Genomic DNA, 22,957 nt, shown 5'->3' on the forward strand with positions numbered 1-22,957 from the left:
GCACCGTCGGCAGGGTCGGTGGGTCCGTCGTGGAGATCGTCGGCGCACTCGATCACACCACCACCCGAACCGTGTGAACGGCTCCCCGTCGGCAGCAGCCCGCGGCGTCAGCACTGCCGAGGACACTCCCCGGCCTCGGAACCCATCCGCCGGACGACAGATCGCGCACGGGAGCGGGCTGTGTTCCGCTGGTCCCGGCATGCCCACGAGGCGAACGGTCCCGTGCCAGAGGGAGAGGCAGGCGAATGACCGAGGAGGCGAACACGACCCGCGCGACACGGCACGGGCCGAGGGAACGCGGGGCCGGTGAACCCGATCTGCGGCGCGTCGGGATCGATCCGCACTTCTGGTACCCCGTCGCCCGGTCGGCGAGCCTGCCCAGGAACGGGGTCCGCGCGACCTCCTTCGCCGGCGAGCGGATCGCCCTCTACCGGGGCGCCGGCGGGACCGCGTACGCCCTGGAGGACCGTTGCGCCCACCGCCAGGTGCCGCTCAGCCTGGGAGTGGTGGACGGCGAGACGCTCCGCTGCTGCTACCACGCGTGGGCCTACCGGGGGAACGGGCACATCTCGCGGATCCCCTACCTGCCCAAGGGTGCCGACCGGCCGCCCCGGGGAGTGCGCTCGTACCCCGTCCGCGAACGCTACGGACTCGTCTTCGTCTTCCCCGGCGACCCCGCCAGGGCCGCGGGCACGCCCCTGCCCGTACTGCCAGAGGCGGAATCGGCCCGGCACCGGACCATGATGTTCGCGCGCACGGTGCGCTGCCACTACTCGTTCCTGCACGAGAACCTGCTCGACATGAACCATCAGTTCCTCCACCGGGGCGTCCTGGGCCGGATCCAGCCGAAGCTGCTCGGGTACGACACAGGCCCGCGCTCCGTGGAGGCCAGGTATCTCTTCGTCCCCTCCGGCGGCAGAAAGGACCGGGGCGCGGGCCTGCTGTCCGCGGAAGGCGTGGGCGGCGCCTCGACGCCCGACGTCGTCACGATCCGCACCGAGTACCCGTACCAGACCCTCCGGACGGTTCCCGAGTCCTCCGACACCGCCGCGTTCTCCCTGTGGGCCGCGTACGTGCCGGAGGACGCCGAGCAGCGCGTCAGCCGCGTGTTCGGGCTGCTCATGATCGCGAAGCCCTCGATCCCCGGTGCCCTCCACCTGGCTTGGCCACTGATCCGGCGCTTCACCGAGCGCGTGTTCGCCCAGGACAGGATGGCCGTCGAGGCCGAACAACGGGCCTGGGACGAGCAGGGCGCGGACTGGAACCAGGAGGTGTTCCCGCTCATCCTCGACGTGCGGAAGGTGCTGCGCGCGAACGGCGCCACGCTCAGCCCCTCGCCCGCCTCCTCAGGCTGCCGAGAGGCCGGCACGTGCGCCGCCACCGGCGAGAACGCACCAGGGTAGGACGAGGCTCGGCGCCGTCGCGCGGCATCCGATGGCCGGCGGCGGACACCCGTCCGGTGAGGTGTCGTGAGCGGGTGGCCGGATGTCGGGCGTGGTGGCCGGGGACCGGCTGTGGGTGTCACTCGAACGGGCGAAGAGCGGGGCAGGCTGTAGACCCGTGGCACATGCCGCCGTACCGTCCCTGCACGGTCAGCGCTGCGGATTCGGGGGCGGCGCGCGCATGGGGGCGGGGTGGGAAGCGTGGACGATCGCTGGATGAGGTCGGCGCTGTGCCGGGCGGTGGACGCGGACGATCTGTTCGTGGAGGGCGCGGCGCAGAACCGGGCGAAGACACTGTGTGCCGGGTGCCCGGTGAAGGCCGAGTGTCTGGCGTACGCGCTGGACGGGCGGATCGAGTACGGCGTGTGGGGCGGGATGACCGAACGGGAACGCCGCGCGTTGTTGAAGCGCCGGCCCACCGTGCGGTCGTGGGGACAACTCCTGGACGCGGCCAGACGCCAGCGTGACCGGGAGGCGGCGACGGAGCGCCGGTCCGCGTGACCCCGTGAACCGTCAGGGACCCGGCGGGAACCGCCGAGGGTGTGCCGGCCCTGTCGCCCTCGGGGCGTGACGGGACCTGCACACCGGCAAGAGGCACCCATGCGGTGAGGTGTCCGCGACGACCGTACGGGACCGGGTGGGCTCACGAGGGCGGTGGGCGCACTCGCCCAGGGCCCGGCGCCATTGACTATCGGTCATGCGCTCCACCGCACGGTCGCCGTGCTCCGAGCACTCATCACGAGCCCCGGCCGGCCGACGCCTCACCAGGCCGGGCCGACGCGTGGGACCAGACGGGCACGAGCGTCGTTCAGAGCATCACGACGTGCTGGCGTCATCTGGCGTGGCGGGAAGACACTCGCAGGAATCAGTCTTGTCCACATGCTCTTCGCGGCCGCAGTGTCGATATCGTCCGAGCGGGAATCTCGATCGCCGCGTGCCAAGGCAACCCCACAGAACTGACGCATCATCACGACAGTGAGCGTCAGCACCGACAGGAGGCGCTTCCCGTCGCCGCGCCGCACCAAGAGCACCTGCCTCGGGAACGCAACCCGATCTGCCAAGACGCAAGCCGAAGGCCCCTCCGCCAGAACTCCTAGGAGACACCCATGAGGATGCTCATCAACGTTCCCGAGACCGTCGTCGCCGACGCGCTGCGCGGGATGGCCGCCGCCCACCCCGAGCTCACCGTGGACGTGGAGCGGCGGGTGGTGGTGCGGCGGGACGCGCCCGTGGCGGGGAAGGTGGCGCTGGTGTCCGGCGGCGGGTCCGGGCACGAGCCGCTGCACGGCGGGTTCGTCGGACCCGGGATGCTCGCGGCGGCGTGTCCGGGAGAGGTGTTCACGTCGCCGGTGCCCGACCAGATGGTGCGGGCCGCGGCCGCCGTCGACAGCGGCGCCGGGGTCCTGTTCGTGGTCAAGAACTACACCGGTGACGTGCTGAACTTCGAGATGGCGGCGGAGCTCGCCGAGGACGAGGGCATCCGGGTCGCCAAGGTCCTGGTCGACGACGACGTCGCCGTCACGGACAGCCTGTACACGGCCGGCCGGCGCGGGACCGGCGGCACCCTCTTCGTGGAGAAGATCGCGGGCGCCGCCGCCGAGGAGGGCGCGCCGCTGGAACGGGTGGAGGCCGTCGCCCGCCGGGTCAACGAGCGCTGCCGGTCCTTCGGGATGGCCCTGGGCGCGTGCACCACCCCCGCCAAGGGCAGCCCCACCTTCGATCTCCCCCCGGGCGAGCTGGAGTTGGGCATCGGCATCCACGGTGAACCGGGACGCGAGCGGCGGCCGATGATGACCTCCCACGAGATCGCCGACTTCGCCGTCGACGCCGTCGTCGACGACCTCCGCCCGACCGGCCCGGTGATCGCCCTGGTGAACGGGATGGGCGCGACCCCGCTCCTGGAGCTGTACGGCTTCAACGCGGAGGTACAGCGCGTGCTCGGCGAGCGGCGCGTGCCGGTGGCCCGTACCCTCGTCGGGAACTACGTGACCTCGCTGGACATGGCCGGCTGCTCGGTGACCCTCTGCGAGGTGGACGAGGAGCTGCTCCGCCTGTGGGACGCGCCCGTGGAGACGCCCGCGCTGCGCTGGGGCCGGTGAGACGAGCGAGGGAAGAGGAGACCGACATGACGGAGACCTTCGGTGCGGAGTTCCTGGTGCGCTGGCTGGCCGCGGTGGCCGGGGCCGTCGACCGCGAGGCGGACCGGCTCACCGAACTCGACTCGGCCATCGGGGACGCCGACCACGGCGCGAACCTCCGGCGGGGTTTCGCCGCCGTGACCGAGATCCTGGCCAAGGAGCCGCCGGCCACACCGGGCGCCGCCCTCGCCACCGCCGGTCGGCAGCTGATCTCCACGGTGGGGGGCGCGTCGGGACCGCTGTACGGCACGCTGCTGCGCCGTACCGGCAAGACGCTCGGCGACGACGGGCTGATCAGCCGGGCGCAGCTCGCCGAGGCGCTCTCCTCGGGTGTGTCCGCCGTGTCCCGGCTGGGCGGTGCCCAGGTGGGCGACAAGACGATGCTGGACGCGCTCGTACCGGCCGTGGAGGGGCTGCGGGTCTCGTTCGCGGCCGCCCGCGCCGCCGCGGAGGAGGGCGCCCTCGCGACCGTGCCCTTGCGGGCCCGCAAGGGCAGGGCCAGCTATCTGGGCGAGCGGTCGGTGGGGCACCAGGACCCGGGGGCCACGTCCTCCGCACTGCTCTTCGCGGCGCTCGACGAGACCGCGCGCGGGGAGGGTCCGGCGGGCTCGGGAGCGGAGGGTGTCGCGTGACGGGCATCGGTGGTGAGGGTGGCGTGACGGCCGCGAGGGGTGGGGGTGGCGTCGGGATCGTGCTCGTCTCGCACAGCGCGGCCGTCGCGTCGGCCGTGGCCGAGCTGGCGCGGGGGCTCGCCGGCGGCGGCGACCTGGCACCGGTCCGGCCGGCCGGCGGGACCCCGGACGGTGGTCTGGGGACGAGTTCCGAGCTGATCGCCGAGGCAGCGAAGGCCGTGGACCGGGGCGCGGGCGTGGCCATCCTGGTCGACCTCGGGAGCGCGGTGCTCACCGTCAAGGCGTTGCTCGCAGAGGGCGACGAACTGCCCGAGGGCGCCCGTCTGGTGGACGCCCCCTTCGTGGAGGGTGCGGTCGCCGCGCTCGTCACGGCGAGCGCGGGCGGGGACCTCGACGCGGTGGCGGCGGCGGCCGGGGAGGCGTACGCCTACCGCAAGGTGTGAGCGAGGGGAGCGGGGAGTGGGCCCGTGGAGTGGGCACGGACGAGCGCGCGGAGTGCCCGTCCAGGCCGCGCCCGGTGGCCTGGACGGGCAGGTCGGAGGCGTCGCTCCGGAAGCGTTTGCTACTGAGTAGTAGATATCACGTGCCAGATCTTCTGCAACTAGTTGCATAACGGGAAGGGGTCCCCTACAACTGAGGTCGACGTTCCTGCGCGAGGAGGCGCCCGCATGACCCCGTACCCGCACCTGCTGAGCCCGCTCGACCTCGGGTTCACCACCCTGCCCAACCGGGTGATCATGGGATCGATGCACGTCGGCCTCGAAGAGACCGAGCACGGCTTCGAGCGCATGGCCGCCTTCTACGCCGAGCGCGCCAGGGGCGGCGTGGGCCTCATCGTCACCGGCGGGATCGCGCCCAACGACGCCGGGCGTCCCTGGGACGGCGGGGCCAAGCTCACCACCGCCGAGGAGGTCGCCGAGCACCGGCAGATCACCGACGCCGTGCACGAGGCGGGCGGGCGGATCGCGATGCAGATCCTCCACTTCGGCCGGTACGCGTACCACCCCGCGCTCGTCGCGCCCAGCGCCCTCAAGGCCCCCATCAGCCCCTTCGTACCGAACGAGCTGACCGACGCCGAGGTCGAGCAGACCGTCGAGGACTACGCCCGCTGCGCCGAGCTCGCCAAGGAGGCCGGGTACGACGGCGTCGAGGTGATGGGCTCCGAGGGCTACCTCATCAACGAGTTCATCGCGGCCGCCACCAACCAGCGCACCGACCGCTGGGGCGGTTCCTACGAGAACCGCGTCCGCTTCCCCCTGGAGATCGTCCGCCGCATCCGCGAGCGGGTCGGCGAGGACTTCATCCTCGTCTACCGCCTCTCCATGCTGGACCTCGTGCCCGGCGGCTCCACCCTCGACGAGGTCGTCCAGCTGGCCAAGGAGATCGAGGCCGCCGGCGCCAACATCATCAACACCGGCATCGGCTGGCACGAGGCCCGCATCCCCACCATCGCCACCTCCGTGCCGCGCGGCGCCTACACCTGGGTGACGAAGAAGCTGATGGGCGCGGTCTCCGTACCGCTCGTCACCAGCAACCGCATCAACACCCCCGAGGTCGCCGAGGAGATCCTCGCCGACGGCCGCGCCGACCTGGTCTCGCTGGCCCGCCCCTTCCTGGCCGACCCGGACTTCGTCGCCAAGGCAACCGCCGACCGCGCCGACACCATCAACACCTGCATCGGCTGCAACCAGGCCTGCCTCGACCACACCTTCAACCTGAAGATCACCTCCTGCCTGGTCAACCCGCGCGCCTGCCACGAGACCGAGCTGGTCCTCTCCCCCACCCGCCGCACCAAGCGGATCGCCGTCGTCGGCGCGGGCCCGGCCGGGCTCTCCTGCGCCGTGTCGGCCGCCGAGCGCGGCCACGCCGTGACCCTCTTCGACGCCGCCGCCGAGATCGGCGGCCAGCTGAACGTCGCCAAGCGGGTCCCCGGCAAGGAGGAGTTCGACGAGACGCTGCGCTACTTCCGCGTCCAGCTCGCCGAGCGCGGGGTCGACGTCCGCCTGAACACCCCGGTCGCCGCGGGCGACCTCGACGGCTTCGACGAGGTCGTCGTCGCCACCGGAGTCTCCCCCCGCACCCCCGGCATCGCGGGCGTGGACCACCCGAGCGTCGTCAGCTACCTCGACGTGCTGCGCGACGGCGCGCCCGTCGGCGAGCGCGTCGCGATCATCGGCGCGGGGGGCATCGGATTCGACGTCGCGGAGTTCCTCACGGACGGCGGCGAGGGCGCGAGCCAGGACCCGGAGACGTACTTCCGCCAGTGGGGCGTGGACACCTCGTACGAGAGCCGGGGCGGACTGCGCGCCCCCGAGCGCTCCGCGCCGCCGCGCCAGGTGCACCTGCTCCAGCGCAAGGAGTCCAAGGTCGGCGCGGGCCTCGGCAAGACCACGGGGTGGATCCACCGCACCGAGCTCAAGCACCGGGGCGTCGCGATGGTCGCGGGCGTGTCGTACGACCGGATCGACGACGAGGGCCTGCACGTGACCATCGGCGGCGAGGCGCAGCTGCTTCCGGTCGACACCGTCGTCCTCTGCGCGGGCCAGGAGCCGCGCCGCGACCTGTACGAGGAGCTGGTGGCGGCGGGCCGGGTGGCGCACCTGATCGGCGGCGCGGACGTCGCGGCCGAGCTGGACGCCAAGCGGGCCATCGACCAGGGCACCCGCCTCGCGGCCACCCTGTGATCACCGCGGCCGGCCCAGCGCCGTCTTCGCGGGCGGCCCGGCCGGCCCCTCCCAGGCCTTCACGGGCAGCGTCGTCGGCGTGCTCGGCCGCCGCGGCGCCGTCGCCGGCCACTTCTAGGATGCGTCCATGTCCCTCCCGCACGCGATCCTGACCGCGCTGCTCGAGAAGCCGTCCTCCGGCCTCGAACTGACGCGCCGCTTCGACCGGTCGATCGGCTACTTCTGGTCGTCCACCCACCAGCAGATCTACCGCGAGCTGGGAAAGCTGGAGCAGGCGGGGCACATCCGCGCCCTGCCCGCCCCGGTGCCCGTGCGGGGGCAGCGCAAGGAGTACGAGGTACTGCCGGCCGGCCGGGCCGAACTCGGCGCCTGGGTCGCGAGGTCGGAGGACCCGAAGCCGATGCGGGCCGCCCTGCTGCTGCGGATGCGGGCGGCCGCGGTGGTCGGCGCGGCGGGCCTCCGCGCCGAGCTCTCCCGCCATCTCGCCCTGCACCGGGAACAGTTGGACGAGTACCTCGCGATCGAGAACCGCGACTTCCCGCCGGAGCGCCGCAGCACGGAGCCCGACCGGCTGCGCCACCTCGTCCTGCGGGGCGGGATCGACATGGAGCGGTTCTGGGTGGAGTGGCTCACGGCGGCGCTGGCGGAGCTCGGGACGGAGTGACGCGCCGGACGGTGCTCCGGGGCGGACCGGAGCGAGGACCCCGGGTGGCGTCCCGGGTCCCGGGGCGGCCGAAAGCGTATGGCCGTTGCACCGTTTCGCGCGAGGTGGCGTGATACTGGGTCGTTGGAGACCGACGACACGAAGGGGCCGGTATGGCCGACGACTTGGGGCACCGTGTGACGCGTCACGCGGTGGTCATCGGGGGAAGTCTCGCTGGGCTGCTCGCCGCTCGGGTGCTGGCCGAGCACGCGGAGAGGGTGACGGTCGTCGAGCGCGACCGGCTGCCCGAGGGGCCGGAGGCGCGGGCGGGGGTCCCGCAGGGCCGGCACCTGCATGTGCTGATCGAGGGAGGGCAGCAGGCGCTCGACGAGCTCCTCCCGGGCGTGCTGGACGAGTTGTCCGCGCTGGGGGCGCCGAAGGTGGGCGCCCCTTCCGACATCGTCCAGTGGCAGAACGGCAAGTGGTTCCGGCGCACCCCCGCGACCACCCACCACTACACCGGGCCGCGCCCGCAGCTGGAGTGGCTGGTGCGGCAGCGGGTGCTCGCCGATCCGCGTATCGAACTCGTCGAGGGCACCGAGACCGTGGGCCTGGTCGGTGACTCCTCGCGGGTCAGGGGCGTGCGGCTGCGGGAGCGCGGTGCGGGGGCCGGCAAGGAGCCCCGTACGCTCACCGCCGATCTGGTGGTCGACGCCTCCGGGCGGTCCACCAGGTCCGCCGACTGGCTGGCCGGGATCGGCGCGGAGGCCCCGCACGAGGAGACCCTGGACACGGGCCTCGCGTACAGCACCCGGGTGTACCGCGTGCCGGTCGCGGATCCGGACACCGACGCCGTCGGCTGCTACATCGTGCCCAACCCCGCCCAGACGTACGGCGGCGTGGTGCTGCCCCTCGGCGACGGGCACCACCTGGTGACCCTGTCGGGGCTGCGCGGCGAGGAACCGCCCACCGAGGAGGGCGCGTTCGAGGAGTACGCCAAGCGGCTGCCGCACCCGATGATCACCGACTGGCTGGCGCGGGCCGAGCCGGTCTCCCCGGTGTACGGCTTCCGCAGGACCGCCAACATCCGGCGCCGGTACGACCGTCCGGGCCGCCGCCCGGCCGGCTTCCTCGCGACCGGCGACGCGCTCTGCGCCTTCAACCCGATCTACGGGCAGGGCATGGCCGTCGCGGCGCTCAGCGCGGTCGCGCTGCGCCGGGCGCTCGCCGACACCCGGCGCACCCCGACCACCCGTGCCGTGCAGCGGGCCCTGCTCGACGCCTCCCGGCAGGCCTGGGACATCTCCGCGGGTGCCGACAAGAAGATGCCGGGCGCGATCGGCGACGCGGTGCGGCCGGGTCCGGCGGACCGGGTCGTCGGCTGGTACCTGGGCCGGGTGGTGGAGCGGGCCGCGGGTGATCCGGCCGTGGGCGCGCCGTTCCGTGCGGCGATGACCCTGACCGCCCCGCTGACGAGTCTGTTCGCCCCGTCGGTGGCGCGGGCGGTGCTGTTCGGGCCGGTCCCCGAGACGCCGTCGGATCCGCCGACGCGCCGCGACGCGTAGGCGGTGGCAGGAGGGCGGGAGGGGATGGCGCGTGCGGTGCCGGGGCGGGCCTCCGGGGCGGCTCCGGCGCCGGGCGGCCCGCCGCCGGGCCCGCCCTCAGGCTCCCGGCGCCGCCGTCACCATGCCCGCCGCGATGGCCGCGCCGAGGGCCGCGTAGTCGTCGGCGTTCTGGCCCGCGTAGGCCAGGGCGAAGTCCGCGACGGAGCGGTCGAAGACGTCGGAACCGCCGAGGTAGGCGGCGATGGCGATCCGGTCGCCGGAGCGGGCGTGGGCGCGGGCCAGGGCCCGGCCGCAGAGTCGCGCGTAGTCCCGCAGCATGGCCGGGGACATGCTCTCGACCTCGGCGGAGCCCTTCATGTCGCGGAGTTGGCGCCAGTAGAAGTGGCGCTGTTCGGGTCCGGTCATCCAGCCGAGGAAGATGTCGCTCGCGGCCTGTGTGAGGCGCTGGCCGCAGACGACGCGCCGTCCCTGGTGGGGGTAGGCGCTCGGCGCCAGGTACGGCTCCAGGACGGACGGGACGGCCTCCTTGATCTGGAGGATGAGCGGGTCCCCGTCGTCCCGTCCTTCGAGGAGGAGGACGAAGCAGCGGGTGCCGACGCTGCCGACCCCGACGACCTTGCGGGCGGCGTCGCGGAAGCGGTAGCGGTCGAGGAGGACGCGTCGTTCCTCGGTGAGGGAGCTGCGGTAGTCGCTGAATATCTTGCCGAGGGAGACGCGGTCGACGTCCGTGGTCCGTTCGAGGAGCGGGGGGTCGTCGACGATGTGCCGGGCGCCGGTCGCGTCGGCCTCGGTGAGCTTGCCGAGGGCGTGCAGGCTCGTACGGCGGCGGGCGCGGGCGAGCCGGTTGACGAACCGGGCGCGTTCCTCGCGGCGCACGAGGGGGACGAGGTCGTCGGCGGCGATCCGCTCGTACCAGACGGCGAGCTCGCCCAGCTCGGCGAGGTGGCGGACGGTCGTCCGGTACGACTCGGTGGCGACGAGGGCCGCGCGGTGGGCCTTGGGCTTGGTGCTGCCGTTCTGGAGGGCGGCGACGGTGACGCTGGCCGCGAGCCGCTTCACGTCCCACTCGAAGGGGCCGGGGAGCGTCTCGTCGAAGTCGTTCACGTCGAAGAGAAGGGTCCGTTCGGGTGAGGCGAAGACCCCGAAGTTGAGGAGGTGGGCGTCGCCGCAGAGCTGGACGGTGAGTCCGGTGTGGCGCTGGGCGCCGAGGTCGGCGGCCATGACGGCGGCGGCGCCGCGGAGGAAGGCGAAGGGAGAGGCGACCATGCGGCCGTACCGCAGGGGCACGAGGTCGGGGAGCCGGTCGAGCGACTGGCGTTCGAGCACGTCGATCGGGTCGGGGCGCTGTGAGCTGGGGATCCAGCGGCCGTGGGAGGAGCGGGGCACGCTCTTGCGGGCCGCTCTGCCGCGCGCGGCGCGCTCCGACGATGTCATCATCCGGCCTCGCCCGCCCTCCTCCGCCGCCGCGGTCTCGACCCCGTCACCTGGTACCTCATTACAAGGCGCCTCGTTCGTTTCGGCCACTCTGCCCGAACGGGCTGGCAAAATGGTTTAGACCAATGGTAGAAATTGATCACCCACACGACCCATGCGGTCACGCTGAGCGAAGAGAGGGTTTGATCATGGCCGAGCCCGATTCCGAGGCGGCGGCAGAAGCGCCGCTCTATCTCCGGGTCGCCGCCGCACTGCGCGAGGACCTCGCCCACCGGCGCATCTCCCCCGGCAGCAGGCTCCCTTCCGAACGATCCCTGTCCCAGCGCTACCACGTCAACCGGCAGACCGTCCGCAGCGCGCTCCAACTCCTGCGGGAGGAGCGGCTCGTGGTCACCGACCGGCGCGGCACCTTCGCCGCCGCCGGAGCCGGCGGCGAGCCCGTCGTCCCGGCCCTGACGGCCCGCCGGCCGACCTTCCCCGGCGGTCCCCGCGCGGCCGAGGCGCTGGTACGGGCCTCCCTCACCTGGGAGCCGCCGCCCACCCCGCTGGCACCCCGGCTCCTGCTCGCCCCGGGCGAGCCGACCCTCGTCCACCGGCACGTGGTGCTCGGACCGCAGGGTTCGGCGCTGCAGCGGGCGGTGTCGTGGTTCTCCCGGCCGGCGGTCACCGAGATCCCCCAGCTGGCCCGCTACCGACGGGGCCGGGACTGCCGCCAGCAGCCCGACCTGCGACTGCTGTACCACTGGATGCACCAGGCCGGGCTGCGGATCACCCACCGGGAGTCGGTCGGCGTCCCGCCGGTCCCGATCACGACGACGGCCGGCGGCGCGGCCCGGCTGGTCGTCCACCGGGTGGTGAGCGATCAGCACGGTCACGCGCTGGAGATCACTGACATCGATTTCTCGGCCCAGTCGGCGGCCTGGACGTACGAGTTCAGCGCCTGACGCCCGTCCGGTCTCCGACATCGCTGTCATGGGCGTCCGGCGTCGGTCCCGCGTCCTGACGCAGGCCGTCGAGTACGGCGGAGGGCCCGGCTCCTGTCCGGTACGGGGACAGGATCCGGGCCCTTCTCCACAGGGCGCCCTCCGCCGGAGGGCGCCCGCCGCGGTCAGACGATGCCCTCGGAGATCTCCGCCTCCTCGCGGGCCGTGCCGTACGCCGTCGGCGTCCCGTACGAACGGCGGGCGACGTACCACCAGACGCTGGCGAGGACGAGGACGACGGCGAGCGCGATCACGGCGTAGTTCATGGTGTCGACCGTCACCGGGGACTTCTGCGGCAGGCAGAACAGCACGGTCACGATCGCCACCCAGCCGACGGCCGTCCAGCCGATCGGCTTGCTCCAGCGGCCCAGGTTCCACGGGCCGGGGGTGAACCGGTCACCGGCGCGCAGCCGCAGGTAGATCGGGATGGCGTAGGCGGGCGTGATGCCGATGACGTTGATCGCGGTGACGGCGCCGTAGGCGGTCGCGGAGTACAGCGAGGGGACGGCGAGCAGCGCGGCCACCGCCACGGCGAGCCAGACCGCCGGCACCGGGGTCTGCGTACGGCCGCTGACCTTCCGCCAGATCGCCGAGCCGGGAAGGGCGTTGTCGCGGCTGAAGGCGAAGACCATCCGGCTGGCGGCGGCCACCTCGGCGTTGCCGCAGAACAGCTGGGCGACGATCACCACGAGGAGCAGGGCGGTGGCGCCGCCGGAGCCGAGCGCGTCCAGGAGGATCTGGGCGGGCGGGACCCCGGTGGCGCTGTTCTGCGTGGCGGCGTAGTCCTGGATGGCGAAGCTCAACCCGGCGAGCAGGGCGAATCCGGCGATCCAGGAGACCCAGATGGCCCGCACGATGCCCTTGGCGGCGGCGACGGAGGCGTTGGAGGTCTCCTCGGAGAGGTGGGCCGAGGCGTCGTAGCCGGAGAAGGTGTACTGCGCCAGGAGCAGGCCGATCGCGGCGACGTAGAACGGGTTGGCCCATCCCGTGTCGTTGACGAACTCGGTGAACACGAAGTCGACGGACTGGTGCCGGTCGGGGATGAAGGCGAGGGCTCCGACGATCACGGCCACGCCCGCCAGGTGCCACCAGACGCTGATCGAGTTGAGCACGCTGACCAGGCGGACGCCGAAGAGGTTCAGGACGGCGTGGAGCAGCAGGATGGCGAGGAAGATCAGGAAGGTGGAGCCCGCGGTGGGCTGGAAGCCCCACTGGAGGTTGAGGAAGGCGCCGGTGAAGAGCGCGGCGCCGTAGTCGATGCCGGCGATCGCGCCGAGCAGACCGAGCAGATTCAGCCAGCCGGTGTACCAGCCCCAGCGGCGTCCGCCGAGCCGGTCCGCCATGTAGTAGAGGGCGCCGGAGGTCGGATAGGCGCTCGTGACCTCGGCGAGGGCGAGACCGACGCACAGCACGAAGAGCCCGACGCCCGCCCAGCCCCACAGCATGACGGCGGGGCCGCCGGTGCCCATGCCGAAGCCGTACAGGGTCATGCATCCGGAGAGGACGGAGATGACCGAGAAGCTGATCGCGAAGTTGCCGAAGCCACCCATGCGACGGGCGAGGACGGGCTGGTAGCCGAGCTCCCTCAGCCGCGCCTCCTCGTCCTGGACGGGGGGTGGCTTGCGTATCTCGTCGGTGGGGGCGGTGCGGGACATGGGGTCCTCCGGGGACGGGGGGTGAGCGGGGTCGAGGGGAAAGCGGAATCGGGGGAGCGGAATCGGGGGCGCGGAATCGGGGGCGCGGGGTGGGGGACGGAAGGGGCGTACGGGGTCGACGTGCGGGCGCGGAGTGCCGGGGCGTCGGCCCGCGGTGGTGCGCGCCGGGCTTCAGCCGCTGAGACAGCGGGCGCGGGCGCGTAGGAAGATCTCTTCGGCGAGCACGCGGTTGTCCGGATGGGGAGTCCGGTACGCCCACGGCAGGGTCGTGTAGTACGGGCCGAGCGCCGCGAAGACCCGGGCCGCGTCGGCGAAGCGGAGGGCCCCGAAGAGGGCGTGCGCCAGGTAGTTGAGGTCGAGCAGGGAGGCCTGGTCGGTGGCGCAGAAGAGGAACCAGGTGTCGAGGGCCCGTTGGGCGTCGCGCACCGCGTCCTCGGCGACCCAGTGGAGGTCGAGGGCACGCTCGTGACCGCGCTCGCGCCGGTAGCGCTCGACCCGCACATAGAGCGGGAGGACGTGCAGGGCCGAGCCCACGGGTGCCGAGGAGGCCGCCCAGTGGGAGTAGTTGACGGCCTCGGAGAGCGGTCCGGTGCGCCGGGCGTAGACGAACTGCAGCATCCGGTGGTGCGCCTCGCGGTTGTGCGGGTCGCGCTTCTCGGCCTCGGCGAGCAGGCCCCAGGGGCCGGGCGGCAGCATGGGTGCGGGCGGGGTGAGCCGGTGCTCGGCCATGCGCTGGCGTCCGTCGAGGGCGGCGAGGGCGATCAGGCCCACCCAGGGCACGGGGTCGTCGGGGGCCTGGTCGGCGGCGTCGCGGCAGGCGGTCCAGGCCTCCTGCCAGAGTTCCCGGGTGCGGCCGTGGCCGGCGCGGTGGGCGCGTACGGCCCGCTCCACGGTGACGCGGCTGTGCATCACGACGGCGGCGAGGCTCCCGGGCTGCTCGGACCGCCAGGTGTGGACGACGTCGGTGCCCGCGGCGACGGCGGCGAGGACCTGGGTGCGCCGGGTCCAGGCGTCCCAGTCCGCCGTCTCGTCGAGGAGTCGGGCCATCGCCACCCAGCGGCCGGTGCGTAAGTCCTGGACGGCGTTGCGCAGGGCGTGGTCGTGGCCCGCGGGGTGGTAGACGGGGCGGAAGCCTTGCCCGGCCATCAGGGGGTGGGGCGTGGTGTGGGTGACATGGGTCCTCGGTGGATGGAAGGGGGTGGTCAGTCCCCCGGCGGGCGTCCCGGCCGTTGATCGGCGATCACTATAGAGGGCTCTGGATGCGACCGGTCCACTTTCTCGGCTGACAGTAACTATTGAGCCAACGACCGGATTTGACTGACTGTCAGGCAGGTGGGACGGACCTGACGGGGTCCCCCGCCGAGGCTTGACGAAGGCTCTCGACGACGGCACCCTGACCCTTTTCGGTGATCGGATGATCACCGACGGTCCACGGACAGGAGCAGCAGGATGACGGGCGGCCCGGTACTCGCCGTCGACCAGGGCACCTCGGGCACCAAGGCCCTCGTCCTCTGCCCCGAGCGCGGGGTCATCGGCAGCGGCACGGCCCCGGTGCGGCCCCGCCACCTGCCGGGCGGCCTGGTCGAGGTCGACCCGCGTGAGCTGTACGACTCCGTGGTCGCCGCGGGCCGCGCGGCGCTCGCCGAGGCGGACACCCCGGTCACGGCCGTGGGCCTTGCCAACCAGGGCGAGACCGTACTCGCCTGGGACCCCGCCACCGGCGAACCACTGACCGACGCCCTGGTGTGGCAGGACCGCCGAGCGGCGTCCGTCTGCGCCGGACTCGCGCACCACGCCGAGGAGTTGCGGCACCTGACGGGCCTCCCGCTCGACCCCTACTTCGCCGCGCCGAAGATGGCCTGGATCCGCCGCCACGCCACCGGCGCGGGCGTCGTCACCACCAGCGACGCCTGGCTCGTCCACCGGCTCACGGGCGCCTTCGTCACCGACGCGGCGACCGCCGGACGGACCGGACTCCTCGACCTCGACACCGTCGCCTGGTCGCAGACCGCACTCGACCTGTACGGCCTGGGCGGCGAACGGCTCCCCCGGGTCGTCGACTGCGACACGCCCGTCGGCACCACGACCGCCTTCGGGCCGCCGCTGCCCCTCACCGGCCTCCTGGTGGACCAGCAGGCGGCGCTGCTCACCCAGAGCGCCGACGACCCGGCCGCCGCCAAGTGCACGTACGGCACCGGCGCCTTCCTCCTCGCGCAGACCGGCCCGGAGCCCCGGCGCGCCACCTCGGGCCTGGTCAGTTGTGTCGCCTGGCGGCTCGGCGGGCGGGTCGCCCACTGTCTGGACGGCCAGGTGTACACGGTCGCCTCGGCCGTGCGCTGGCTCACCGACCTGGGCGTCATCGCCGGGGCGGCGGAGATCGACCCGGTCGGCGGTGGCGTGCCCGACGCCGGAGGGGTCACCTTCGTGCCCGCGCTCGCGGGGCTCGCCGCGCCCTGGTGGCGGGGGGACGTGCGCGGCTCGCTCACCGGACTGGGCCTGGACACCACGCCGGGACATCTGGTCCGCGCCCTGTGCGAGGGCATCGCCGCGCAGGTCGTGGAGCTCGCCTCGGCCGTCGCGGCGGACCGGGGCGCGCCACTGACCTCACTGCGCGCCGACGGCGGCCTGACCCGGTCCGCCCTGCTCCTGCAGACCCAGGCGGATCTCCTGCAACTCCCCGTCGAGGTCTCGTCGTTGCCCGACGCCACGGCGCTCGGCGTCGGCGCGGTGGCCCGGCTCGGTCACGAGCCGGGGCTCTCGCTCCGCGAGGCGGTGCCGGAGTGGAAGCCGTCGGCCGTGTACGAGCCCCGGATCTCGGGCGACGAGGCGGCGGAGCGACTGGCCCGGTTCCGTTCGGAGGTGTCGGCGCTGGTCGAGAGGTCCGACACGGTCGCCGGCCCCAGCCCTTGCCCCGGTTCCGGCCCCGGCTCCGGCTCCGGCTCCGGCTCCGGCTCCGGCTCCGGCTCCGTATGAGTGTCACCCGGACCGGCCCCCTCCCCACGGGCGCCGAGGAATCGACGTACGACGTCGTGGTCGTCGGTGCGGGGGTCGTCGGCACCGCGATCGCGCGCACGCTCGCCCGTCACCCGCTGCGGGTCGCGCTCGTCGAGGCCGCGAACGACGTCGGCGACGGTACGTCGAAGGCCAACACGGCCATCCTCCACACCGGTTTCGACTCCGCGCCCGGCACCCTGGAAGCGCGACTCGTGCGCGAGGGACACCGGCTCCTCTCCGCGTACGCCCAGGAGACCGGCGTTCCCGTGGAACCGCTGGGCGCGCTGCTCGTGGCCTGGGACGAGCAGCAGCGCGCCGCACTCCCCCGGCTCGCGCAGAAGGCCGGGCGCAACGGCCACCGCACGACCCGGCTCCTCACCGCGGCCGAACTGCGCGCGCGGGAGCCCCATCTGGGCCCCGGGGCGCTCGCCGCGCTGGAGGTGCCGGGCGAGTCGGTGATCTGCCCGTGGACGACCACCCTCGCGTACGCCACCCAGGCGGTCCGCTCCGGGGTTGACCTGCACCTCGACTGCCGGGTGGAGAAGGTCCGTCCGGGCGATCCGCACCACCGGCTGATCACCCGGCGCGGGGTGCTGCGGACCCGTCACCTCGTCAACGCCTGCGGACTCCACGCCGACGCCTTCGACGCGCTGCTCGGCCGCGAGGACTTCACCGTCACCCCGCGCCGGGGCCAGCTGCTCGTCTTCGACAAGTTCGCCCGCGACCTCGTACGGCACATCCTGCTCCCCGTGCCCGGCCCGCTCGGCAAGGGGGTGCTCGTCACCCCGACGGTGTACGGGAACGTCCTGCTGGGCCCCACCGCCGAGGACCTGGACGACAGGACCGCCACCGGCACCACGGCGGAGGGCCTGGCCGGGCTCCGCGAGCAGGGCGGGCGCGTCCTCCCGGCCCTGCTCGACGAGGAGGTCACGGCCGTGTACGCGGGGCTGCGGGCCGCCACCGGGCAGGAGGACTACCGGATCGCCGCGCACCCCGAACTCCGGTACGTGACGGTGGGCGGCATCCGTTCCACCGGGCTCACCGCCTCCCTGGCCATCGCCGAGCACGTCCGCGGGCTGCTGGCCGACTGCGGACTCGACCCGGGACCCGAGCGCCCGCTCGCCCGGGTCCGGATGCCGAACATCGGCGAGGCCTTCCTCCGCCCGTACCGGGACGCCTCGCTCATCGCCCGCGCACCGGACTTCGGGGCGGTCGTCTGCCACTGCGAGCGCGTCACCCGGGGCGAGATCCGGGCCGCGCTCACCTCGACGATCCCGCCGGGTGGCCTCGACGGGCTGCGGCGCCGCACGCGCGCCCGGGGCGGCCGCTGCCAGGGCACCTTCTGCGGCGCGGAGGTCCGCGCGTTGTTCGAGGAGTACGGGGAGGGGGCCCGGTGAACCGCGCCGTCGACGTCCTCGTGGTGGGCGCGGGACCCGCCGGGCTCGCCGCCGCCGCCCGTCTCGCGGCGGCGGGCGCGGGCCGTGTCGAGGTCCTGGAACGGGAGCCGGCCGCGGGCGGGGTTCCCCGCCACTGCGCCCACCCGGGTTTCGGCGCGGACGCCCTGGGCCGTCCCCTGGACGGTCCGGCCTACGCGCGCCGTGCGGTGCGCGCGGCGCTCCGGGCCGGGGCCACCGTCCGTACCGGCGTCTCGGTCACCGGCTGGGCCGGGCCGCTCACCCTCGACGTCACCGCCCCGACCGGGCTCGAACGCGTCCGCGCCCGCGCGGTGGTCCTCGCGACCGGGGCCCGTGAACGTCCGCGCAGCGCCCGGCTCGTACCGGGGTCGCGACCCGCAGGGGTGCTGACGACGGGCGAACTCCAGCGGACGGTGCTCCGGTTCGGTCGGCGACCGGACCGCATCGGGCGGCGGGCGGTGGTCGTGGGCGGCGACCGCGTGGCCCGTGGGGCCGTGCGTACGCTCCGCGCCGCCGGGGTGGAGGTGGCGGCGGTCGTCGCCGAACTCCCCGTGCACCGGTCCGCGTTCGGCGCCGTGCCGGTGCTCACCGGAGCGGTGGTGACGGAGCTCGTCGGACGCAGCCGGCTGACCGGGGTCGTGGTCCGGACCGGCGACGGCCGCGCGGCCACCCTGCGGTGCGACACCGTGGTCCTCACCGGCGACTGGATCCCGGACCACGAACTCGCCCGCGCGCGGGGGCTGCCACTCGCTCCGGACACCCGGGGCCCGGCGACGGACAGCGCCTTCCGGACCGCCGAGCGGGGCGTCTTCGCGATCGGCGACCTCCTGCGCGGAGGGGAGCCGGCGCCGGTGGCCGCCGCCGAGGGGCGGGCCTCGGCGGCTGCCGTACTCGACCTGCTCGCCGGGGGCTCCTGGCCCGAGGACGGCGTGCCGGTGACGACGGCGGGGCCGCTGCGGTGGGTGACACCCGGGCTCCTCGGAGCGGCGTCCGCGCCCCTGCTCCTCCGGGCGGAACGGCGGCTCGTCCACCCGGTCCTGACCGTCGCCCAGGGTGGCGCCCCGCTGCACCGGGAGCGGCTGAGCGGCTCGCTCGCCCCCTGGCGTTCGGTCCGGCTCCCGCCCCGCTGGACGCGCGTGGTGGACCCGCGGGGTGGCCCGGTGGTGGTCAGCGCCGAGGAATGAGACGCGCGGGCGCGCGGGCCGGGGCGCGCGCCCGGGGGCTGCGCGCGGCTGCGGTGGCGCGGCCGTTCGGCCACACTGGACGGCATGCCGGACAAGCGCAGCGCGGGTCTCCTGGTCTTCCGCCGTACGACCGACGGCGGCGTCGAGGTTCTCATCGGTCACATGGGCGGGCCCCTCTGGGCGTCCCGGGAACAGGCGGCCTGGTCGATCCCCAAGGGGGAGTACGAGCCGGACGAGGCTCCGGAGGCCGCGGCGAGCCGCGAGTTCCAGGAGGAGCTGGGCCTCCCGGCGCCGGAGGGCGAGTGGTGGGACCTGGGCGAGTCCCGCCAGCGCAACGGAAAGCTCGTCACCGTCTGGGCGGTCGAGGGCACTCTCGACCCGGCCGAGGTCGTGCCGGGCACGTTCACGATGGAGTGGCCGCCCCGCTCCGGCGTCCAGGGCGAGTTCCCGGAGATCGACCGGGTGGGCTGGTTCACCCCGGAGACGGCCTCGCCCCTGCTCGTCGAGGGCCAGCGGGTCTTCCTGGAACGGCTGGAGGACCGGCTCGACGGGCGGGGCTGAGGGCGATTGTCAGACCCGTACGAGAGGGTGGTGAGCGCCGAACTGTCGAGAGGGAGCCCGACATGACCACGATCACCGCCAGCGAGCGCGCGGCCGCCCAGGCGTACCTGCGGCTGCTCGAATCCACCCAGGCCGTGCTGACCGACCCCCAGCTCGCCCCGTACGCGGGGGCGATGCTCACCAACCCGATGGCGGAAGCGGACGAGGCGCTCCGCGCCGCGGGCCTCGCGGGGAACGAGGACCGGCTCCTGCGGCTCGTCTCCTCCCTGCGCGCCTCCCCCACGACGAGCGTGTGGGGGCGCGCCTGAGGAGCGTGCGGGGGCGGGCTCCCGCGCGGCCGCGGGCCGTCAGCCGCCCGGACGGACGGGGAGCGTCCGGACGCTGTTGCCGACGAAGCCCGCGTGCCGGGGCAGCTCCGACTCCGGGACGGCCAGGTCGAGGTCGGGGAAGCGGGTGAAGAGCGCCTCCAGGGCGAGGGTGGCCTCCATCCGCGCCAGCGGGGCGCCCAGGCAGTAGTGGGGGCCGTGGCCGAGCGAGAGGTGCTTGACCGCCGCCGTGCGGGTGAGGTCGAAGCGGTCGGCGTCCGGGCCGTGGGCCTTCGTGTCCCGGCCCGCCGCCGAGTAACCCGCCAGGACGGGAGTGCCGCGGGGGACGAGGGTGCCGTCGATGGTCAGGTCGCGGGTGGGGTAGCGGAACGGGAAGTAGCTGACCGGGCTGTCCCAGCGGAGGGTCTCCTCGACCACGTCCGCCCAGGTGGCGCGCCCCTCGACGACCAGGGCGAGCTGGTCGCGGTGGGCGCAGAGCGCTCGTACGGCGTTGGTGACCAGGTTGAGCGTGGTCTCGTGGCCCGCGACGATCAGCAGGAGCAGGGTGCCGATCAGCTCCGGCTGGCTCAGCCGGTCCCCGTCCTCGTCCCGGGCCGCGAGGAGGGCGCTGGTGAGGTCGTCGCCGGGTGCCTCGGCCCTGGCCCCGGCGATGGAGGCGAGCAGTTCGACGAGTTCGCGGTTGGCGGTCACGGCCCGCGCGGGCTCGGTGTCGGTGGCGACGACCAGGCTGGAGAGATGGTGCAGCCGGTCCTGGTGGACGGGGTCGACGCCGAGGAGTTCGCAGATGACGCCGAGCGGCAGCGGCAGCGCGTAGTGGCGGCGGAGGTCGGCGACACCGTCCCCGGCCCCGGCGGCCTCGGCGAGCCCGTCGAGGAGTCCGGCGGTGACCGCCTCGACGCGCGGGCGGAGTTCCTCGACCCGGCGGGCGGTGAAGGCGCTGCTGACGAGGGTCCGGAGCCGGCGGTGGTCGGCGCCGTCCGCGGTCGTCATGCCGGGCACGGTGGCGAAGGTCCGCAGCGGCCAGCCCTCGGGTACGCGGCCCTCGGCGAGGGCGGTGAAGTGCTGGGCCCCCTTGGCGACGTCGGGGTGGGAGAGGAAGTCACGGAGCGCGTCGTGGCCGAGGACCGCCATGCCCTCGATGCCGCCGGGCAGGATCACGGGCGCCACCGCGCCCTCGGCGAGGAGCCGGGCGTTCTCCGCGTGGGGGCAGCCGCCGGCCGGGTCCATGCGGTACGGCGGCCGGCCGGCGGCGGCCGCGCTGTGCGGTGCGTTCACGGAGGGGGCTCCTGACTGCGGGATACGGGCCGGACCGGCGGTGGGGGCCGCTCCGGTGGATCGGCGCGTGCGCGGTCAGATCCTACGGTCAACCCCGTTCCGCACGTGCGGAGTTGTCCGGTGTCGTCTCCTCGTCCGGTCGGGCTCCGCGCCCGCCGCGGCCGAGCAGTTCGGCCAGGCCGCGCCGGGTGGCGGCCACGACGACCCGGTCGCCCGGTGCGAGGACCCGTTCGGGGTCCAGACGCCAGGGCCGGTCCCGGTCGGCCGCGCCGCCCGTGCCCGTGGCGGATCCGTCGAGGGCGATGACCCGCCAGGAACCGGGCTGGAAGGCGTCGGCGACGGTCAGGCCGTCCAGGAGCGGATGGTCGGCCACGTCCACGGCGGCGAAGAGGAGCACACGGCGCTCCACCGGGATGGCGCCGAGCACCTGACGGCCCAGCATGGCGCCCGCGAAGGCGGGTGCGGCGAGGTGGGAGACGCTCCGGCTGCGGGTGAGGGCCCCGGGATGGGCGGTGCGCAGGGTGCGGAAGACGGCGGTGGCGAAGTCGTCGTCGTACAGGCGCAGGACGACCCTCAGGTCGGGGGTGACGGCGCGGGCGGAGAGCGCGGCCTCCAGGTTGGTGATGTCGACGCTGGTCAGGGCGAGGAGGGCGTGCGCGCGGTCGATGCGGGCCGCTTCCAGGACGCCTTCCTCCGTGACGTCGCCGATGACGGTCGGGACGCGCAGCCGGCGGGCGACGGCGATGCCCCTGGCCTCGGGATCGGACTCGACGCAGACCACCGGGATGTTCAGTCTGCGGAGCCGGGCCAGGACACGGGTGCCGACCTTGCCGAGACCGAGGAGGACGACGTGCCCGGAGAGGCCGCGCGGCGGCCGGCGCAGGGCGGTCGCCGTACGGAAGGTGCCGAGGCCTTCGACGACGGCGGCGACGATCACCGGCAGCAGGAGCAGCCCGACGAATCCGGCGAGGATCTGGAGCACCTGACGGCTGGTCGACTCCCCGAGGGCCGGGTCGCCGATGGCGAAGATGTCGAGGAGCGTCAGATAGGCGGCGTGCAGGGGGTGGTCGCCGGTGGTGAACGTGGAGGCGAGGGCGAGCGCGAGGACGGCGGCCGCCGCGCCGGCCAGGGACCAGCGGAGGCGTCGGGAGAAGAGGGAGGCGACCGGCAGCGCGGCGGCGGCGAGGCGGGCGGTCGACAGGGCGGGACCCGCGGGGGTGACCGCTTCGAGGGTGACGGCCGCCCGGCCGGTGGCCTCCGCCACCGTCCGGTCGTCGGGCAGGAGGCGGGGGCCCGCGTCGCCGCTGCGTTCGGAGCCCTCGCAGCCCGCCGGGTCGCGGGTCGTCGCGGAGAGCAGCGCGAGCGTGCACAGGCCGGGGTCGGGGGCCTGGCCGGCGGCGGGCAGCCGCTCCACGGCGTGCAGCAGCAGTCCGCCGGCCTGGACGACCTTGCTGGTGCCGGCGACGGCGGCCGCGGCGAGTCCGGGAGCGGCCGTGTCGACGTCCGAGAGGACCGTGGTGGCGGCGTCGATCTTCTCGGGATCGAGTCCCGGTTCGGCGACGGCGGCGGCCTGGTCGAGGAGGGTTTCCAGGTGCTGGCCGAGCTTGCGGTTGTAGAGCCGGATGACGAGGCGCAGCCGGGGGTTGAGGCGGCGGGCGGTGAGCGCGGCCCGGATGTTGGTCTCGTCGTCCTCGTGGACGAGGGCGAGTGCGGCGGCCCGTTCGACCCCGGCGTCCGTGAGGGCCCGGTCGTCGGCGTCGCTCGACTCGACGACCCGGAGGGTGCCGGTGGGCTCGCCGCCGTCCCCGCCCGTGCCGGCGGTCCCGGGGAGGGCCGGGGCGGTGGTGCGGGAGACGGCTGCCGTGACCCGGCCGAAGAGGGCGAGCGCGCGCCCGGTGCGGGCGGTGGGGGTGCGCGGGGCGTCGGGCCGTACCGGTACGAGCAGGGTGACCCGCTCCCCGTACACCTCGTGGAGCTCGCCCGCGAGGCGGTGGGCGAGGGCGTCGCCCCCGCAGACGATCATGTG

19 protein-coding genes are annotated in these 22,957 nt (G+C 74.3%); 14 read left to right on the top strand and 5 right to left on the bottom strand.

Annotation, left to right across the window (positions count from 1 at the left end):
• The first annotated feature begins 245 nt into the window (after positions 1 to 245).
• The 8 genes from ABT129_RS14710 (at position 246) to ABT129_RS14745 (ending at position 9,104) form a co-directional block, all read left to right on the top strand.
• Positions 246 to 1,403, top strand: coding sequence for a Rieske 2Fe-2S domain-containing protein (locus tag ABT129_RS14710; protein WP_351900714.1), 1,158 nt, complete (start codon positions 246 to 248; stop codon positions 1,401 to 1,403).
• A gap of 255 nt (positions 1,404 to 1,658) precedes the next feature.
• On the top strand, positions 1,659 to 1,943 hold the full coding sequence (locus ABT129_RS14715; protein ID WP_502981766.1) for a WhiB family transcriptional regulator: 285 nt from the start codon (positions 1,659 to 1,661) through the stop codon (positions 1,941 to 1,943).
• 605 nt (positions 1,944 to 2,548) lie between these two features.
• Positions 2,549 to 3,541, top strand: a complete 993-nt coding sequence (gene dhaK / locus ABT129_RS14720; protein ID WP_351900718.1) for a dihydroxyacetone kinase subunit DhaK — start codon at positions 2,549 to 2,551, stop codon at positions 3,539 to 3,541.
• A 26-nt stretch (positions 3,542 to 3,567) separates the two neighbouring features.
• Positions 3,568 to 4,212 (top strand): dihydroxyacetone kinase subunit DhaL, encoded by a 645-nt coding sequence (dhaL, locus tag ABT129_RS14725; protein ID WP_351900720.1) that lies wholly within the window; start codon positions 3,568 to 3,570, stop codon positions 4,210 to 4,212.
• Positions 4,213 to 4,235: 23 nt separating this feature from the next.
• Positions 4,236 to 4,655 carry a PTS-dependent dihydroxyacetone kinase phosphotransferase subunit DhaM gene (locus tag ABT129_RS14730; protein ID WP_351900721.1) on the top strand — a complete coding sequence of 140 codons (420 nt, stop codon included), beginning with the start codon at positions 4,236 to 4,238 and terminating at the stop codon, positions 4,653 to 4,655.
• Between the two features lie 225 nt (positions 4,656 to 4,880).
• The gene (locus ABT129_RS14735) at positions 4,881 to 6,896 is read left to right on the top strand and encodes an oxidoreductase (protein ID WP_351900723.1); all 2,016 of its coding nucleotides are present in this window, start codon (positions 4,881 to 4,883) and stop codon (positions 6,894 to 6,896) included.
• A 127-nt stretch (positions 6,897 to 7,023) separates the two neighbouring features.
• Entirely contained in the window at positions 7,024 to 7,560 is a 537-nt protein-coding gene (locus ABT129_RS14740) for a PadR family transcriptional regulator (protein WP_351900725.1), read from the top strand.
• Positions 7,561 to 7,712: 152 nt separating this feature from the next.
• On the top strand, positions 7,713 to 9,104 hold the full coding sequence (locus ABT129_RS14745; RefSeq protein ID WP_351900727.1) for an FAD-dependent oxidoreductase: 1,392 nt from the start codon (positions 7,713 to 7,715) through the stop codon (positions 9,102 to 9,104).
• A 96-nt stretch (positions 9,105 to 9,200) separates the two neighbouring features.
• Here the strand turns inward: ABT129_RS14745 and ABT129_RS14750 are convergent, their stop codons facing one another.
• Positions 9,201 to 10,541 carry a DUF2252 domain-containing protein gene (locus ABT129_RS14750; RefSeq protein WP_351900729.1) on the bottom strand — a complete coding sequence of 447 codons (1,341 nt, stop codon included), beginning with the start codon at positions 10,539 to 10,541 and terminating at the stop codon, positions 9,201 to 9,203.
• A 185-nt stretch (positions 10,542 to 10,726) separates the two neighbouring features.
• On the opposite strand from ABT129_RS14750, the gene ABT129_RS14755 reads away from it, so the two are divergent.
• Positions 10,727 to 11,482, top strand: a complete 756-nt coding sequence (locus ABT129_RS14755; protein ID WP_351900730.1) for a GntR family transcriptional regulator — start codon at positions 10,727 to 10,729, stop codon at positions 11,480 to 11,482.
• Between the two features lie 164 nt (positions 11,483 to 11,646).
• On the opposite strand, the gene ABT129_RS14760 is transcribed toward ABT129_RS14755, so the two are convergent.
• On the bottom strand, positions 11,647 to 13,176 hold the full coding sequence (locus ABT129_RS14760) for an amino acid permease (RefSeq protein ID WP_351900732.1): 1,530 nt from the start codon (positions 13,174 to 13,176) through the stop codon (positions 11,647 to 11,649).
• A 171-nt stretch (positions 13,177 to 13,347) separates the two neighbouring features.
• Positions 13,348 to 14,322: a hypothetical protein gene (locus ABT129_RS14765; RefSeq protein ID WP_351900734.1), complete on the bottom strand. Its 975-nt coding sequence runs from the start codon at positions 14,320 to 14,322 to the stop codon at positions 13,348 to 13,350.
• Positions 14,323 to 14,625: 303 nt separating this feature from the next.
• On the opposite strand from ABT129_RS14765, the gene ABT129_RS14770 reads away from it, so the two are divergent.
• From ABT129_RS14770 to ABT129_RS14790, 5 genes are all read left to right on the top strand, one after another.
• Positions 14,626 to 16,149 carry an FGGY family carbohydrate kinase gene (locus ABT129_RS14770; protein ID WP_351900736.1) on the top strand — a complete coding sequence of 508 codons (1,524 nt, stop codon included), beginning with the start codon at positions 14,626 to 14,628 and terminating at the stop codon, positions 16,147 to 16,149.
• Positions 16,146 to 17,567 (top strand): FAD-dependent oxidoreductase, encoded by a 1,422-nt coding sequence (locus ABT129_RS14775; protein ID WP_351900738.1) that lies wholly within the window; start codon positions 16,146 to 16,148, stop codon positions 17,565 to 17,567. The genes ABT129_RS14770 and ABT129_RS14775 overlap by 4 nt, the downstream gene beginning before the upstream one ends.
• Entirely contained in the window at positions 17,564 to 18,769 is a 1,206-nt protein-coding gene (locus ABT129_RS14780) for an FAD-dependent oxidoreductase (protein ID WP_351900740.1), read from the top strand. The genes ABT129_RS14775 and ABT129_RS14780 overlap by 4 nt, the downstream gene beginning before the upstream one ends.
• Before the next feature lie 84 nt (positions 18,770 to 18,853).
• A complete protein-coding gene (locus ABT129_RS14785; RefSeq protein ID WP_351900742.1) occupies positions 18,854 to 19,330 on the top strand; it encodes an NUDIX hydrolase in 477 nt (158 codons plus the stop codon).
• 62 nt (positions 19,331 to 19,392) lie between these two features.
• The gene (locus tag ABT129_RS14790; protein ID WP_351900744.1) at positions 19,393 to 19,638 is read left to right on the top strand and encodes a hypothetical protein; all 246 of its coding nucleotides are present in this window, start codon (positions 19,393 to 19,395) and stop codon (positions 19,636 to 19,638) included.
• Between the two features lie 39 nt (positions 19,639 to 19,677).
• On the opposite strand, the gene ABT129_RS14795 is transcribed toward ABT129_RS14790, so the two are convergent.
• Entirely contained in the window at positions 19,678 to 20,883 is a 1,206-nt protein-coding gene (locus ABT129_RS14795) for a cytochrome P450 family protein (RefSeq protein ID WP_351900890.1), read from the bottom strand.
• Positions 20,884 to 21,019: 136 nt separating this feature from the next.
• Positions 21,020 to 22,954, bottom strand: coding sequence for an NAD-binding protein (locus ABT129_RS14800; RefSeq protein ID WP_351900892.1), 1,935 nt, complete (start codon positions 22,952 to 22,954; stop codon positions 21,020 to 21,022).
• Between the last annotated feature and the right edge of the window lie 3 nt (positions 22,955 to 22,957).

The sequence above is a fragment of the Streptomyces sp. NPDC002057 genome, from assembly GCF_040296665.1.
Taxonomy (GTDB): Bacteria; Actinomycetota; Actinomycetes; order Streptomycetales; family Streptomycetaceae; genus Streptomyces.

What these genes read in the sequence shown, in the direction of transcription:
- ABT129_RS14770 (WP_351900736.1), top strand. Translation starts at nt 14,626, where the DNA reads ATGACGGGCGGCCCGGTACTCGCCGTCGACCAGGGCACCTCGGGCACC.
- ABT129_RS14765 (WP_351900734.1), bottom strand. Translation starts at nt 14,322, where the DNA reads ATGGCCGGGCAAGGCTTCCGCCCCGTCTACCACCCCGCGGGCCACGAC.
- ABT129_RS14795 (WP_351900890.1), bottom strand. Translation starts at nt 20,883, where the DNA reads ATGGACCCGGCCGGCGGCTGCCCCCACGCGGAGAACGCCCGGCTCCTC.
- ABT129_RS14785 (WP_351900742.1), top strand. Translation starts at nt 18,854, where the DNA reads ATGCCGGACAAGCGCAGCGCGGGTCTCCTGGTCTTCCGCCGTACGACC.
- ABT129_RS14790 (WP_351900744.1), top strand. Translation starts at nt 19,393, where the DNA reads ATGACCACGATCACCGCCAGCGAGCGCGCGGCCGCCCAGGCGTACCTG.
- ABT129_RS14775 (WP_351900738.1), top strand. Translation starts at nt 16,146, where the DNA reads ATGAGTGTCACCCGGACCGGCCCCCTCCCCACGGGCGCCGAGGAATCG.
- ABT129_RS14800 (WP_351900892.1), bottom strand. Translation starts at nt 22,954, where the DNA reads ATGATCGTCTGCGGGGGCGACGCCCTCGCCCACCGCCTCGCGGGCGAG.
- dhaK (WP_351900718.1), top strand. Translation starts at nt 2,549, where the DNA reads ATGAGGATGCTCATCAACGTTCCCGAGACCGTCGTCGCCGACGCGCTG.
- ABT129_RS14755 (WP_351900730.1), top strand. Translation starts at nt 10,727, where the DNA reads ATGGCCGAGCCCGATTCCGAGGCGGCGGCAGAAGCGCCGCTCTATCTC.
- ABT129_RS14740 (WP_351900725.1), top strand. Translation starts at nt 7,024, where the DNA reads ATGTCCCTCCCGCACGCGATCCTGACCGCGCTGCTCGAGAAGCCGTCC.
- ABT129_RS14735 (WP_351900723.1), top strand. Translation starts at nt 4,881, where the DNA reads ATGACCCCGTACCCGCACCTGCTGAGCCCGCTCGACCTCGGGTTCACC.
- ABT129_RS14710 (WP_351900714.1), top strand. Translation starts at nt 246, where the DNA reads ATGACCGAGGAGGCGAACACGACCCGCGCGACACGGCACGGGCCGAGG.
- ABT129_RS14760 (WP_351900732.1), bottom strand. Translation starts at nt 13,176, where the DNA reads ATGTCCCGCACCGCCCCCACCGACGAGATACGCAAGCCACCCCCCGTC.
- ABT129_RS14715 (WP_502981766.1), top strand. Translation starts at nt 1,659, where the DNA reads ATGAGGTCGGCGCTGTGCCGGGCGGTGGACGCGGACGATCTGTTCGTG.
- ABT129_RS14750 (WP_351900729.1), bottom strand. Translation starts at nt 10,541, where the DNA reads ATGATGACATCGTCGGAGCGCGCCGCGCGCGGCAGAGCGGCCCGCAAG.
- dhaL (WP_351900720.1), top strand. Translation starts at nt 3,568, where the DNA reads ATGACGGAGACCTTCGGTGCGGAGTTCCTGGTGCGCTGGCTGGCCGCG.
- ABT129_RS14745 (WP_351900727.1), top strand. Translation starts at nt 7,713, where the DNA reads ATGGCCGACGACTTGGGGCACCGTGTGACGCGTCACGCGGTGGTCATC.